The following is a 13,372-nucleotide window of genomic DNA, read 5'->3' on the forward strand; positions in this document are numbered from 1 at the left end:
CCATCGCTTTGGTTTGAGAGGCTCAAACGTTTCCTTATAATCGGAACCCACAGTTCCCCCACAGGAGGCTCCCCCGTGAAGACGATCCTCGGGCGCCGGACCCGCACCCTGGCCGCCACCACCGCGACGGCCGGGCTGCTGCTCGTGGCCGGCTGCTCCTCGGACGACGACGGCGGCAGCGGCACCAAGACCGCCGCCGGTGGCGTCGAGCTCGTCAAGGCGGGCCAGCTCACCACCTGCACCCATCTGCCCTACCCGCCCTTCCAGTCGGAGATCGACGGCAAGGTGCAGGGCTTCGACGTCTCGCTGATCGACCTGGTCGCCAAGAACCTCGGCGTGAAGCAGGAGATCCTCGACACCCCCTTCGAGAACTTCAAGACGGGCGCCTTCCTCAACTCCGGCGAGTGCGACGTCGCCGCGGCCGGCATGACCATCACCGAGGAGCGCAAGAAGAACGTCGACTTCTCCGACCCCTACTTCGACGCCACCCAGGCCCTGCTCGTCGACAAGGACAGCGGGATCACCTCCCTCGCCGACGCCAAGGCCAAGAAGGTCAAGCTCGGCGCCCAGGCGCAGACCACCGGCGAGGACTACGCCAAGAGCCAGGGCTTCGACCCGGTCTCCTTCGAGTCCTCCGACGCCGTCCTCAACGGTCTGCGCTCCGGCCAGGTCAAGGCCGTCGTCATCGACTACCCGGTCGTCCAGGGCTGGTTGAAGGACAAGGCCAACTCCGACGCGTTCTCGGTGGCCGAACAGATCAACACCGGTGAGCAGTACGGCTTCACGGTGAAGAAGGGCAACACCAAGCTCCTCGCCGCCATCAACAAGGCCCTCGCCGACGCCAAGGCCGACGGCACCTACAAGAAGCTGTACGAGAAGTGGATCGGCCCGTACGACGCCTCCGCGGCCTCCGCCTCTCCGTCCGCGTCGGCATCCTGACCCCATGGCCGATACCGACGTACAACTCCAGCCGAAGAAGAAGGGCCTGACCCGGCGTCAGAAGCGCGGTCTGTCGCGCGGCGCGCAGTACGTCCTGTTCGTCGGCGCCGTGATCGCCTTCGCGGTGTCGGCGGACTGGGGCCGGCTCAAGAACCAGTTCGCCCAGTGGGACATCGCGAAGGAGATGTTCCCGGACGTCATCACGCTGGCGCTCAAGAACACCGTGCTCTACACGCTGTCCGGCTTCGCCTTCGGACTCGTGCTCGGCATGGTCATCGCGCTGATGCGGCTGTCGTCGGTGGGACCGTACCGCTGGTTCGCCGGCGTCTACATCGAGATCTTCCGCGGGCTGCCCGCGCTGCTCATCTTCATCTTCATCGGCGTGGCCGTGCCGCTCGCCTTCCCGGGGACCGAGATCCCCGGCGGCACCTACGGCAAGGTCGCCCTCGCGCTCGGTCTGGTCGCCGCGGCCTACATGGCGGAGACGATCCGCGCCGGCATCCAGGCGGTGCCCAAGGGACAGATGGAGGCGGCCCGTTCGCTGGGCTTCTCACCGGCCCGCGCGATGGTCTCGATCGTCATCCCGCAGGCGTTCCGCATCATCCTGCCGCCGCTCACCAACGAACTCGTCCTGCTCTTCAAGGACTCCTCGCTGGTGCTGTTCCTCGGCGTCACCCTGGAGGAGCGCGAACTGTCCAAGTACGGCCGCGATCTGGCCAGCCAGACCGCCAACTCCACGCCGATCCTCGTCGCCGGCCTCTGCTATCTGCTGGTGACGATCCCGCTCGGCTTCGTCGTCCGCCGTATGGAGGCCAAGGCCCAGGAGGCGGTCAAGTGACCACCACTGCAGAGATCCAGGTCCAGGGCCTGCACAAGTCGTTCGGCGACAACGAGGTCCTCAAGGGCATCGACCTGGAGATCGGACGCGGCGAGGTCGTCTGTGTGATCGGCCCCTCCGGCTCCGGCAAGTCCACGCTGCTGCGCTGTGTGAACCTCCTCGAAGAACCCAGCAAGGGCCGGGTCTTCGTCGGCGGCACCGAACTCACCGACCCGGACGTCGACATCGACGCCGTACGCCGCCGGATCGGCATGGTCTTCCAGCAGTTCAACCTCTTCCCGCACCTCACCGTGACCGAGAACCTCACGCTCCCGCAGCGCCGGGTCCTCAGGCGGGGCAAGGCGGAGGCGGCGAAGGTGGCCGCCGAGAACCTGGAACGGGTCGGCCTGTCCGAGAAGGCCGGCGCCTACCCGGCCTCCCTCTCCGGCGGCCAGCAGCAGCGCGTCGCCATTGCCCGCTCGCTGTCCATGGGCCCCGAGGTGATGCTCTTCGACGAGCCGACCTCCGCACTCGACCCCGAACTCGTCGGCGACGTCCTCGCGGTGATGCGGATGCTCGCCACCGAGGGCATGACGATGATGGTCGTCACCCACGAGATGACCTTCGCCCGCGAGGTCGCCGACCGGGTCGTCTTCATGGACGGCGGAGTGATCGTCGAGGACGGCACCCCCGCCCAGGTCATCGGCAACCCCGCCCACGAACGCACCCGCCACTTCCTCTCCCGCCTCCTGGACCCGGCGATGGCCGACGTGGAGGAGGAGACGTCCGACCAGGTGGGCGACGAGAGCGAGTAGGAGCGAAGGGGGCGTGGGCCCGCCAGGGCCCCGCTGTCGGGGCCTTCGAGGGGGTGCCGCCCTGGGGGCCGTGACCCGCTGACGCTCCTACTAAGGTGCGAAGCATGAGCGAGCGCGCGGTGTTGCACGTCAAGGGGCGGATCCTGGTCGGGCCCGAGGAGGTCCGGGAAGAACTGTGGGTCGTCGGTGGACGGATCTCCTACGACCGTCCCGTCGGCGCCCGTGACATCCGTACCGTCGCCGGCTGGGCCCTGCCGGGACTGGTCGACGCGCACTGCCATGTCGGCCTCGGACCGCACGGGCCGGTCACGGAGGACGTCGCCGAGAAGCAGGCGCTGGCCGACCGGGAGGCCGGCACGCTTCTCGTCCGCGACGCCGGTTCGCCCTCCGACACCCGCTGGATCGACGACCGCGAAGACCTGCCGAAGATCATCCGGGCCGGACGGCACATCGCCCGCCCCCGCCGCTACATCCGCGGTTACGCCCACGAGATCGAGCCGGCCGACCTGGCCGCGTACGTCGCCCAGGAGGCCCGGCGCGGCGACGGCTGGGTCAAGCTGGTCGGCGACTGGATCGACCGAGAGGTCGGCGACCTGGCACCGCTGTGGCCGAGGGACGCGCTGGAGTCGGCCATCGCCGAGGCCCACCGCCTCGGCGCCCGCGTCACCGCCCACTGCTTCTCCGCGGACTCCCTCCCGGACCTGGTCGGCGCGGGCATCGACTGCGTGGAGCACGCCACCGGGCTGACCGAGGAGCTGATCCCGCTCTTCGCCGAGCACGGCGTGGCCATCGTCCCGACCCTGGTCAACATCGCGACCTTCCCGCAGCTCGCGGCGGGCGGCGAGAGCAAGTTCCCGCAGTGGTCGGCCCACATCAGGCGGCTGCACGAGCGGCGCTACGACACCGTGCGCTCCGCCTACGACGCGGGCATCCCGGTGTACGTCGGCACCGACGCCGGCGGCACCCTGCCGCACGGCCTGGTCGCGGCCGAGGTCGCGGAACTGGTCACCGCGGGCATCCCGCCGGTCGAGGCCCTCGCGGCGACGACCTGGAAGGCCCGCGCCTGGCTCGGCCGCCCCGGCCTTGAGGAGGGCGCCGCGGCCGACCTCGTGGTGTACGCGTCCGATCCGCGCGCCGACGTACGGGTGCTGGCGGACCCCCAGCGGGTCGTCCTCAACGGACGGGTCGCCGCCTAGCCCACGTTGACACAGCGTGACCATCCATCGACCTGGCTCGTTCTGCACTCCCGCGCACGCGCCGTCCCGTCAACGGGCGCGCTCGTACAGAAGGGGGTGCGGGGGTGACTTCGAGGAACACTCGTGCCGCCAGATTCGAAAAAGTTCACGGAAGCACCACGTTGGGGTGAAGTCCCGTCGGACTGCTGACTGTTCACTCTCAGTGCGTAATTCTTGCCGGGTCCCGAGCAAGTCTCCTCTGAGGGGTCCCCACCTTGAACGGCAAGAACTTCCGTATGCCCGCACGCCGTCTCGCGACCGTCGCGACGGCCACCGCCCTGGCCGCAGGTCCCGCGGTCCTGGCCGGCGCGGGCTCCGCACACGCCACCGGCGACGAAGGCCGCGCGAGCGCCGTCGTGCTGCGCACCGGGCTCGACGTGTCCCTGCTCAACAAGACCGTGAACGTCCCGCTCGCGGTCTCCCTGAACGAAGTACAGGCACCACGGAGCGCCGAGAAGACCGCGCTGACCGCCGAGTTGAACGGCGTGAACAACGGCCAGCCCTTCAGCGTGCTGAACGCCGAGGTGGCGTCGGCGAAGGCGAACGTCACCGCGACCAAGGCCGAGGCCTCGACCGACCTGGCCCATGCCAAGCTCCACGTCCCGGGCCTGCCCCTGCTCTCCGTCATCGAGCTCGGCGCGGTCAAGTCCGAGGCGGTCTGCGAGGCCGGGAAGGCACCGGTCGCCACGTCCAACGTGCTGGGCGATGTCACCGTCCTCGGCAAGAAGGTCACGCTGACCGCCGGCGGCCCGACCGAGGTGAAGGTCCCGGGAGTCGGAGAGGTCCGCCTCGACCTGTCCAAGCGCGAGACCACCTCCCGCACGGCCGCCGCCACCGCCCTCGAACTCACCGTGTCCGTCAACCCGTTGAAGCTCAACGTGGCCGACGTCGAGGGCACCTTGACCCTGGCGAAGGCCACCTGCGAGTCCCCGGCAGCACCGGCGGCCTCCGCGGCGCCTTCCGAGACCCCGGCCGGTGACGTCAAGCCCCAAGGCGCCCCCGCCGAGGCCGGGCTGGCGGAGACCGGCGGCAACTCCGTGACTCCGTACCTCGCGGGCGGAGCGATCGCCCTGCTCGTCGCGGGCGGAGGAGCGGTCGCCGTGGCCCGACGCGGCAGGAACTGACCTCGCGCTGACCCACCACCCGCCCGATTCGACGCCCACGGCGGCACTCTCAGGGCCCCTGCACGAGCGGCGGGCCCCGAGGGGGCGACAGAATGGCCGAGGAGTTCGCCAAGGGCTGTGCGGCCGACGCGTCACGGGCCGCCGGTGGGACAGGAGACGCGGGGGATGGGCAACGACATGACAGGCAAGGGGCGGGTCACCATCCGCGAGGTCGCCGAGCGGGCGGGCGTGTCCACGGCGACCGCGTCGCGCGCACTGACCGGCAACCACCCCGTCCCGCCCACAACCCGGGCCCGCGTCCTGCGCGCCGCCCGCGACCTCGACTACGTCGCCAACGCGCACGCGCGCGCCCTGGTGGGCGGCGGCCGCAAGATGGCCGCGGTCGTCGTCCGCCAGGTCACCAGCCCCTTCTACGCCCAGGTCGCCGAGGGCGTCGAGGCCGAGGCCGCCGACCGGGGCTGGCTGTGCGTCGTCGGCGCGACCGGCGGGGACCCGCAGCGTGAGATGGAGTTCGTGCAGCTCATGCGGGAGGAGGGGGCCCGGCTGGTGATCCTGGTCGGCGGGGTCGTCGAGGACGACGCGTACCGCTCGCGTGTGGCGCACTACGCGCAGGCCCTGGACTCGACCGGCGCGCGGCTCGTGCTGTGCGGGCGGCCCGCCCCCGATCCCGGGATCCCGGCGCTGGTGGTCGAGTTCGACAACGAGGCCGGGGCGCGCGCTATCACCGGGCATCTGCTGTCGGCGGGCCATCGGCGGATCGTATTCCTGGGAGGCCTGCCGGGGAACACGGCCCTGGACGCCCGGGTCGCCGGGTACCGGGCCGCCCTCGCGGATCACCGGGTGCCGGCCGCCGACGCCCGGGTGGTCGACTGCGGCCTCGGGCGGGCGGCCGGGCTCCGGGCCATGGCCCGACTCCTCAAGGAGACCCGGGAGTTCACGGCCGTGGTCGCCGGGGACGACATGGTCGCCGCGGGCGCCCTGCGCGCCATCGCCGACGCGGGGCTGCGGGTGCCCGAGGACGTCTCCGTCGTCGGCTACAACGACATCCCGCTGGCCGAGGACTTCAACCCGCCGCTCACGACCGTGCGTACGCCCGCCGAGGAGCTGGGGCGGGCGGCGGTACGGATCGCGCTGCGGGACCCCGACGAGGCCGCGGGCAGCCACCACCTGCTGGGCACGCACATCGTCGTGCGCCGCAGCGTCGCCCCACCTCCGGCCGACGCGGGACACGCCCCCGTATGACCGCGCCCCTGGCTCCCGGTACTCGCCGCCGGTCAGTGCTCTGACAGGACCATCGCCTGGTCCAGCGCCTGGAGGAACGAGTTGACCGTCGTCCGGTCCCGCACCGCGAGCCGCAGCCACTCCTCGTCCAGGCCCGGGAACGTGTCCCCGCGCCGCACCGCGAAACCGAGGTCGCGCAGATGCCGGCGTACGGCGGCGGCCCGGGGCAGGCGGACGAGGACGAAGGGGCCCTCGGCCGGTTCGACGAGCGCCAGCCCGTCCGGGGCGAACTCCCGCAGGCCGGCCACGAGATGGGCCCGGTCGGCGGCGATGCGATGGGCCGCGTGCGCCGCCTCGGCCAGCGCCTGCGGTGCCACGCAGGCCCGCGCCGCCGCGAGCGCCGGGGTGGACACCGGCCACAGCGGCTGGGCCCGCTCCAGCTCCTCGACGGTCTCCGGGGCGGCCAGGACGTAACCGATGCGCAGTCCGGCCAGACCCCAGGTCTTGGTCAGGCTGCGCAGGACGACGAGCCCGGGGACGTCCGTCCGGCCCGCCAGCGCCTCCCGCTCGCCCGGCACCGCGTCCATGAACGCCTCGTCCACGACCAAGGTCCGCCCGGGGCGGGCGAGTCGCGCGATCGTGTCCGCCGGGTGCAGGACCGACGTCGGGTTCGTCGGGTTGCCGATCACCACCAGGTCCGCGTCCTCGGGGACCGCCGCCGGGTCGAGCCGGAAGCCGTCCTCCTCGCGCAGCAGCAGCCGGTCGACGGTGTGCCCCGCGTCCCGCAGCGCCGCCTCCGGCTCCGTGAACTGCGGGTGCACCACCAGGGGGTGGCGGGTCTCCAGGGCGCGGGCGAGCAGCACGAACGCCTCGGCCGCGCCGGCGGTGAGCAGCACCCGCTCCGCGGGCAGCCCGTGCCGGGCCGCGACCGCCGCCCGCGCCTCCCGGCCGTCCGGATAGGCGGCGAGGCCGGTCAACGACTCCGCGATCCGCTCCCGCAGCCACCTCGGGGGCGTGTCCGCGCGGACGTTCACGGCGAGGTCGGTCAGCCGCGCCCCGTCGTCACGGACCTCCGCGTCACCGTGGTGCCGCAGATCATGGCTGCCGGTGCCGTGTCTGTCAGTGCGCATGGGAGGGGGAGCCGTGGTGGTGGTGTCCGTGGCCGTGGTGATGGTGGCCGTCGTCGTCGGGGTGGAAGTGCGGCTGCTGCGGCAGGCCCACCTTGTCCTCGAAACCGGGCAGCGCGATGCGGTACACGCACGAGTCGCAGTTCATCCGCAGATCACCCTTGATCGCCTCCTCGTACCGCTCCATCACCAGGTCGAGCAGCTCCGGCTCCGGCCCGATGACATCGGCGGAGCGCACCTCGATCTCCGGGTGCGCGGCCGCCCAGCCCTCGGTCTGCTGCCGGACGCGGTCCGGGAGAATACCGGTGAACAGGAAATAGGGCAGCACGACGATCCGCCGTGCGCCCAGTCTCACGCACCGGTCGAGGCCGCTCGGCACGTCCGGCGCCGCCAGCGACACGAACGCCGTCTCGACCCCCGCGTATCCGCGCCCCTCCCACAGCAGCCGCGCCGCCTTGTGGACCTCGGCGTTGGCGTCCGGGTCGGTGGAGCCGCGCCCGACGAGCAGCACGGTGACGTCGGCGAGGTCGCCGGGCGCGCGCCCCTCGGTGCCGAGCGCCTCCTCCAGTCGCCGCTCCAGGACGTTCAGCAGCGACGGGTGCGGACCCAGCGGACGGCCGTAGGTGTACGAGATCCCCGGGTGCCGTTCCTTCTCGCGGGCCAGCGCCGCCGGGATGTCGCCCTTGGCGTGACCGGCGGAGACCAGCATCAGCGGCACGGCGGCGAACCGTCGTACGCCCTTCTCCACCAGCTCGGTGACGGCCTCGCCCAGCGGCGGCGGGGACAGTTCGATGAAGCCTCCCGCGACGGTCAGTTCGGGGTGGCGACGCCCCAACTCCCGCACGAAGTCACGGAACGCCTCGGCCCCGGCCTCGTCCCGGGTGCCGTGGCCGGCGATGAGCAGAGCGGGCTGGGGGGTGGTCACGATTTCTCCTCGGTGGAAACGGGGTGGTACAGCAGGGCGTTGAGCGCGGCCGAGGCGACGGCCGACCCGCCCTTCTCGGACACGTTGCTCACGGCGGGCAGCCCGCTCTCGCGCAACGCGGCCTTGGACTCGACCGCGCCGACGAAGCCGACGGGCAGACCGATGACGAGCGCCGGGGCGGCGTCCAGGGTGAGCAACTCCTCCAGCGCGGTCGGCGCGTTGCCGATCACCCAGAGGGCGCCGGGACCGACCTGCTCGTAGGCGAGCCGGATCGCGTGCGCTGAGCGGGTCAGCCCCGGCCCGGCCACGGCGTCGCGGAGCCGGCAGACCGTCTCGCGCCGGGTGATGCCGGCCGCGACCATCTCCACGTCCACGACGACCGGCGCCCCGCCGTGCAGGGCGGCATGAGCCTTCTCCAGCTCGCCCTCGTCCAGGACCAGGTCGTCGGCGTACTCCAGGTCGGCGGCCGAGTGGATGACCCGCTCGACCACCGCACGGGTCAGCGGCGGGAAGTGCGAGGTGTCCAGGCGGGCCCGCAGCCGCCGGTAGGACTCCTCCTCGATGGGGTGGATCACGCGATTCACTTGGCGTCCTCCAGAGAGCTGCCCTGCCAGCGGTAGCCGCGCGGTGTCACCATGCGCCCCGCGATGTCACGGGTCGCCGTGTTGCCGACGGTCACGACCGTCATCATGTCGACCGTCGCCGGGTCCAGGGACCCCAGTGTCGTGAGCCGACTGGACTCGTCCGGCCGCGACGCGTTCCGTACGACACCGACCGGCGTCGTCGGCTCCCGGTGCTCGGCGAGGATCGCCAGCGCCTTGGGCAGCTGCCAGTCGCGGCCCCGGGAACGCGGGTTGTAGAAGGTGACCACGATGTCCGCCTCGGCCGCCGCGCGCACGCGTCGCTCGATGACCTCCCAGGGAGTGTGCAGGTCGGAGAGGCTGATGGACACGTGGTCGTGGCCGAGGGGCGCGCCGAGCATCGCGGCGGCGGCAAGAGCGGCGGTCACACCGGGGACGCCGATCACCTCGATGTCGTCGGACGCCCCGGCCAACGCGGGGGAGGCCATGGCGTACACGCCCGCGTCCCCGCTGCCGATCAACGCGACGGCCTGCCCCTTCCGGGCCTCCGCCACAGCGGTCCGTGCCCGCTCCTCCTCGGCCCCGAGCCCCGACTCCAGGATCACGGTGCCGGGCCGCAGCAGGTCACGGATCTGGTCGACGTACTGGTCGAGGCCGACGAGCACGGAGGCACGCCGCAACTCCGCCTTGGCGCGGGGTGTGAGCAGGTCCCGTGCGCCCGGGCCGAGCCCGACCACCGCGAGCCGGCCGCGCGCGGGACGCCGTACGACGGCGCAGGTCGCCATCGCGGGCAGACCGTCCGCACGCGTGGACTTCCGCTTGGGTACGAGGAGTTCGCCACCGTTCGCCAGCGCGGCGGCCTCGGCGACGGACGGGGTGCCGACGGCGGCGAGGGGCGCGTCGGAGGGGTTGGGGACCTCGACGGCCTTGAGTTCCTCGGCGGAGTAGGTGACCAGGGGGACGTTGAGCTCACGAGCCGCCCCGACGATGCCCGGCTCCCCGGACTTGGCGTCGACGGTGGCGAGTTCGGCGACACAGAGACGGGACAGCCCCGCGTCGCGCAGGGCACTCTCGATCAACTCCAGCACCTCCTCGGCAGGCGCACCCTTCGAGGCGCCGACTCCGACGACGAGGGACGGCGGCCGCAGGACGACCTCGCGCTCGGCGGCGGCCACGAGCCGGTCGGTGACGCGGACGGCGTAGGCACCGTCCTCGGTGACCTTCAGCGCGGGCAGCGGCCACGCCAACTCCGCCTTCAGGGCGACCGGTTCACCGTCGAGGAGCGCCCGCGACACGGCGGCCACATCGCCCTCGACGGGGAGGCCGAGCGTGTCGAGGCCCGGCAGGCCCACCGCGTCCGTCGCCGTCGTGATCACGGGCTCCGAGCCCAGCAACTCCCCGACCTCGCGGGCGAGTTCATTGGCGCCGCCGCCGTGCCCGCCGACCAGCGACACGGCGAACCGGCCGCCCTCGTCGACACACACCACACCCGGGTCGGACGTCTTGTCGCCGAGCATCGGCGCGACCAGCCGCACCACGGCACCCGTGGCGAGGAAGCACACCAGCTGCTCGCACTCCGCGAACGCGGCCCGTACGGCGTCGCCGACGGGACCCTCGTACACGCGCGTCCGCTCCGGCCACGCCGCGGCCAGCCGGTCGCGCGCAGCCGCGCCCGCCGCGGTGGCGGAAATGAGGCCGATCACAGGGCAACTCCCTCATGAGAACCGGGGGTTCGAAACCCCCACAACAGAAAAACAGGGTTGGTGGCCGCGAGCCGGGTCACGTCTCCCGGCAGCGGTGCCAGCCGCGACGACTGCAACAGCACCCCGTCGCAGGAGAGCCCGGCGCCGGTGAGCGCCTCGCGCACGGCCGGCACCCGGTCGAGCGCCGCCATCGCCACGACGACCGTCCGCCGGGCGCGCCGCGCGCACGCGGTGACGATCGCGGGCAGCTCACGTCCGCCGCCGCCGATGAACACGGCGTCGGGGTCGTCGAGATCGGACAGCACCGTCGGCGCGGCCCCGTGCACGGCCCGTACGTCGACCCCGTGGGCCGCCGCGTTGGCGCGGACCCGCTCGACGCCGTCCCGGGTCTTCTCGACGGCGGTGACGGCCGCGCCGAACCGCGCGCACTCCACGGCGACGGAACCGGAGCCCGCGCCGATGTCCCAGACCTGGTCACCGAGCCGGGGACCGAGCCGGGCCAGCGCGAGCGCCCGTACCTCGAACTTGGTGATCATCGAGTCGCGGTGGGTGAACTCGTCCTCGTCCAGCGCCCATCGGGCGGGCCCGGCACCCGGCTCGGCGACCGTCCGGGCGGCGGCGCCCAGCACCCGCGTCCCGTCCAGGCACAGCACCACGCTCACCGACGCCCCCCAGTCACGGGCGGCGGCCTCGGCGGGTGTCACCCGCTCGACGCGCTCCTCGGCGGAGCCCAGCGCGGAGGCGACGACCAGGACCCGGGCGTCGGCCCGCAGCGCGGCCCCCAGCTCGGCGGGCCCGGCCCCCGGCCCGGTCAGCACGGCGACCTTGGGCCGCGCCCGGCACACGTTGACGGCCGTCCGCAGCTCCCGCCCGTGCGCGCTGACGACGACCGCGTCGTCCCACGTCAGCCCGAGCCGCGCGAAGGCGGCGGCGACGGACGAGACCCCGGGCCGTACGTCCAACCGCTCGGACCCGAACCGCTCGGCCAGCGCCCGCACGATCCCGAAGAACCCGGGATCACCGGAGGCGAGGACGACGACCCGCTGCTGCTTGTCCAGATGCCGCTCGATGATGTCGAGGGCGGGCGCGAGCGCCCCGAGGACGACCTGCTCGGCATCCTCGGGCACCGGCGCGGACGTCAGATGACGCCGGCCGCCCACCACCAGCCGGGCCCCGGCCAGCACGTCGGCGGGAACCGGCGCCCCCGTCCCCGTACCGAAGACCGTGATCACGTACTCGCACCCCGCGCGCGCAGGGCCCGGCGGGCCTCCGGGTCGGCCTTGCGGTAGCCGTGGAAGTGGCCGGGGTGGTACAGGTGCGAGCGGGTGCCCTCGGCGTCGAGCGCGGGCCCGACCAGGAAGAGCGTGTGCTTCCAGAGCTTGTGCTCCTTGACCGTCTCCTCCAGCGTCTCGATCGTGCACCGCACGACGAGCTCCTCGGGCCAGGTCGCCTGGTAGGCGACGACGACCGGGGTGGACGTCGGATAGCCGCCCTCCAGCAGCTCCCGCACCAGCTGCCCGCTCCGCGCGGCCGACAGGAAGATCGCCATGGTGGTGCCGTGCTTGGCGAACTCCCGCACCTCCTCGCCCGGCGGCATCGGCGTCTTGCCGCCACCGAGCCGGGTGAGCACCACGGACTGCGCGACCTCGGGGATGGTCAGCTCGCGCTGCGCGAGCGCGGCGACCGCGGAGAAGGCGGAGACTCCGGGCACCACCTCGGTGGCGATACCGATCTCGGCACACCGGTCGAGCTGCTCCTGCGTACCGCCCCAGAGGGCCGGGTCGCCGGAGTGGATCCGCGCGACCCGCAGCCCTTCGGCGACGGCCCGCTCGTAGACGGCGACGACGTCCTCCAGCGACATCGTCGCCGAGTCGAGGATCTCCGCGCCCTCACGGGCGTGCTCCAGGACCTCGGCCTGGACCAGGCTGGCCGCCCAGATCACGACGTCGGCCTCGGCGATGGCACGCGCGGCACGGAACGTCAGCAGGTCGGCGGCGCCGGGTCCGGCACCGACGAAGGTCACCTTGCCGGTGGGGGCGTCAGCCATGGGTTCGGGTCCTCTCGTACGAAGAATCACTGGGGGAGCGGGTGGTGTTGGTGGTGCCGGATGTGCGCGAACGGGCCTTCATCGGATACGAAGGGGCCATGGCGGTGTTCGTCGCGCTCGGCGCGTTCCTGATGACACTGGCCGGCGGCTGGACGGCACAGCGGGTGACCGACCGCCGTCACCTGGTCCTTGGCCTGGCCGGCGGTCTGATGCTGGGCGTGGTCGGCCTGGATCTGCTGCCGGAGGCGCTGGAGGCGGCGGGCACCGAGGTCTTCGGCGTACCGGCCGCGCTGCTGCTGTTCGTGGCCGGCTTTCTGCTGGCCCATCTGGTGGAACGGCTCCTGGCCGCCCGCCAGGCCGCGCACGGCGGGGAGGAGCACGGCGGCCGGGTCCCCGAGGTGGGCCTGACGGCCGCCGCGGCGATGGTCGGCCACAGCGCCATGGACGGCGTGGCGATCGGCGCGGCCTTCCAGGTGGGCGGCGGCATGGGCACGGCCGTGGCCCTCGCGGTGATCGCCCATGACTTCGCGGACGGCTTCAACACGTACACGATCACGAGCCTGTACGGGAACGCCCGCCGCCGGGCGCTGGCGATGCTGGCGGCGGACGCGGCGGCACCGGTCGTGGGCGCCGCGTCGACCCTCTTCTTCACCATCCCGGAGAAGCTGCTCGGCGCGTATCTCGGCTTCTTCGGCGGCGCGCTCCTGTATCTGGCGGCGGCCGAGATCCTCCCCGAGGCCCACCACGAACACCCCGCCCGCTCGACCCTGCTGTGCACGGTCGCGGGGGTGGCGTTCATCTGGCTGGTGGTGGGCATCGCCGACTGACGCCCCGAGGG

Annotated in this window: 13 protein-coding genes; 7 read left to right on the top strand and 6 right to left on the bottom strand. The window is 72.7% G+C overall.

The features are described 5' to 3' along the window. Positions 1-75: 75 nt before the first annotated feature. The 6 genes from OG885_RS34420 to OG885_RS34445 all read left to right on the top strand — a co-directional run bounded on the left by OG885_RS34420 (position 76) and on the right by OG885_RS34445 (position 6,172). Positions 76-939, top strand: coding sequence for a transporter substrate-binding domain-containing protein (locus OG885_RS34420; protein ID WP_405738143.1), 864 nt, complete (start codon positions 76-78; stop codon positions 937-939). Between the two features lie 4 nt (positions 940-943). Then, a complete protein-coding gene (locus OG885_RS34425) occupies positions 944-1,777 on the top strand; it encodes an amino acid ABC transporter permease (RefSeq protein ID WP_329340635.1) in 834 nt (277 codons plus the stop codon). Beyond that, the gene (locus OG885_RS34430; protein ID WP_405738145.1) at positions 1,774-2,571 is read left to right on the top strand and encodes an amino acid ABC transporter ATP-binding protein; all 798 of its coding nucleotides are present in this window, start codon (positions 1,774-1,776) and stop codon (positions 2,569-2,571) included. Before OG885_RS34425 ends, OG885_RS34430 begins: the two co-directional genes overlap by 4 nt. A gap of 104 nt (positions 2,572-2,675) precedes the next feature. Beyond that, positions 2,676-3,767 (top strand): amidohydrolase family protein, encoded by a 1,092-nt coding sequence (locus OG885_RS34435; protein ID WP_405738148.1) that lies wholly within the window; start codon positions 2,676-2,678, stop codon positions 3,765-3,767. A 254-nt stretch (positions 3,768-4,021) separates the two neighbouring features. Next, positions 4,022-4,930, top strand: coding sequence for an SCO1860 family LAETG-anchored protein (locus OG885_RS34440; RefSeq protein WP_405738151.1), 909 nt, complete (start codon positions 4,022-4,024; stop codon positions 4,928-4,930). A gap of 165 nt (positions 4,931-5,095) precedes the next feature. Beyond that, complete coding sequence (locus OG885_RS34445; protein ID WP_405738154.1) at positions 5,096-6,172, top strand: LacI family DNA-binding transcriptional regulator; 1,077 nt, start codon at positions 5,096-5,098, stop codon at positions 6,170-6,172. 32 nt (positions 6,173-6,204) lie between these two features. Here the strand turns inward: OG885_RS34445 and cobC are convergent, their stop codons facing one another. Genes cobC through cobM form a run of 6 tightly spaced genes read right to left on the bottom strand, consistent with a single transcriptional unit; the run spans position 6,205 to position 12,534 of the window. Continuing rightward, on the bottom strand, positions 6,205-7,281 hold the full coding sequence (gene cobC / locus OG885_RS34450) for an Rv2231c family pyridoxal phosphate-dependent protein CobC (protein WP_405738157.1): 1,077 nt from the start codon (positions 7,279-7,281) through the stop codon (positions 6,205-6,207). Beyond that, positions 7,271-8,203, bottom strand: a complete 933-nt coding sequence (locus tag OG885_RS34455; RefSeq protein WP_405738160.1) for a sirohydrochlorin chelatase — start codon at positions 8,201-8,203, stop codon at positions 7,271-7,273. The genes cobC and OG885_RS34455 overlap by 11 nt, the downstream gene beginning before the upstream one ends. Continuing rightward, positions 8,200-8,787, bottom strand: a complete 588-nt coding sequence (locus OG885_RS34460) for a precorrin-8X methylmutase (RefSeq protein ID WP_405738162.1) — start codon at positions 8,785-8,787, stop codon at positions 8,200-8,202. The genes OG885_RS34455 and OG885_RS34460 overlap by 4 nt, the downstream gene beginning before the upstream one ends. Beyond that, positions 8,784-10,487, bottom strand: coding sequence for a precorrin-3B C(17)-methyltransferase (gene cobJ / locus OG885_RS34465; RefSeq protein WP_405738165.1), 1,704 nt, complete (start codon positions 10,485-10,487; stop codon positions 8,784-8,786). Before cobJ ends, OG885_RS34460 begins: the two co-directional genes overlap by 4 nt. Beyond that, positions 10,484-11,719, bottom strand: a complete 1,236-nt coding sequence (gene cbiE, locus OG885_RS34470) for a precorrin-6y C5,15-methyltransferase (decarboxylating) subunit CbiE (protein ID WP_405738168.1) — start codon at positions 11,717-11,719, stop codon at positions 10,484-10,486. The genes cobJ and cbiE overlap by 4 nt, the downstream gene beginning before the upstream one ends. Next, positions 11,716-12,534, bottom strand: coding sequence for a precorrin-4 C(11)-methyltransferase (gene cobM / locus OG885_RS34475; RefSeq protein ID WP_405738171.1), 819 nt, complete (start codon positions 12,532-12,534; stop codon positions 11,716-11,718). Before cobM ends, cbiE begins: the two co-directional genes overlap by 4 nt. 98 nt (positions 12,535-12,632) lie before the next feature. On the opposite strand from cobM, the gene OG885_RS34480 reads away from it, so the two are divergent. Next, positions 12,633-13,361, top strand: a complete 729-nt coding sequence (locus tag OG885_RS34480) for a ZIP family metal transporter (RefSeq protein ID WP_399958760.1) — start codon at positions 12,633-12,635, stop codon at positions 13,359-13,361. Positions 13,362-13,372 lie beyond the last annotated feature (11 nt).

The organism is Streptomyces sp. NBC_00028 (assembly GCF_045041065.1).
Taxonomy (GTDB): Bacteria; Actinomycetota; Actinomycetes; order Streptomycetales; family Streptomycetaceae; genus Streptomyces.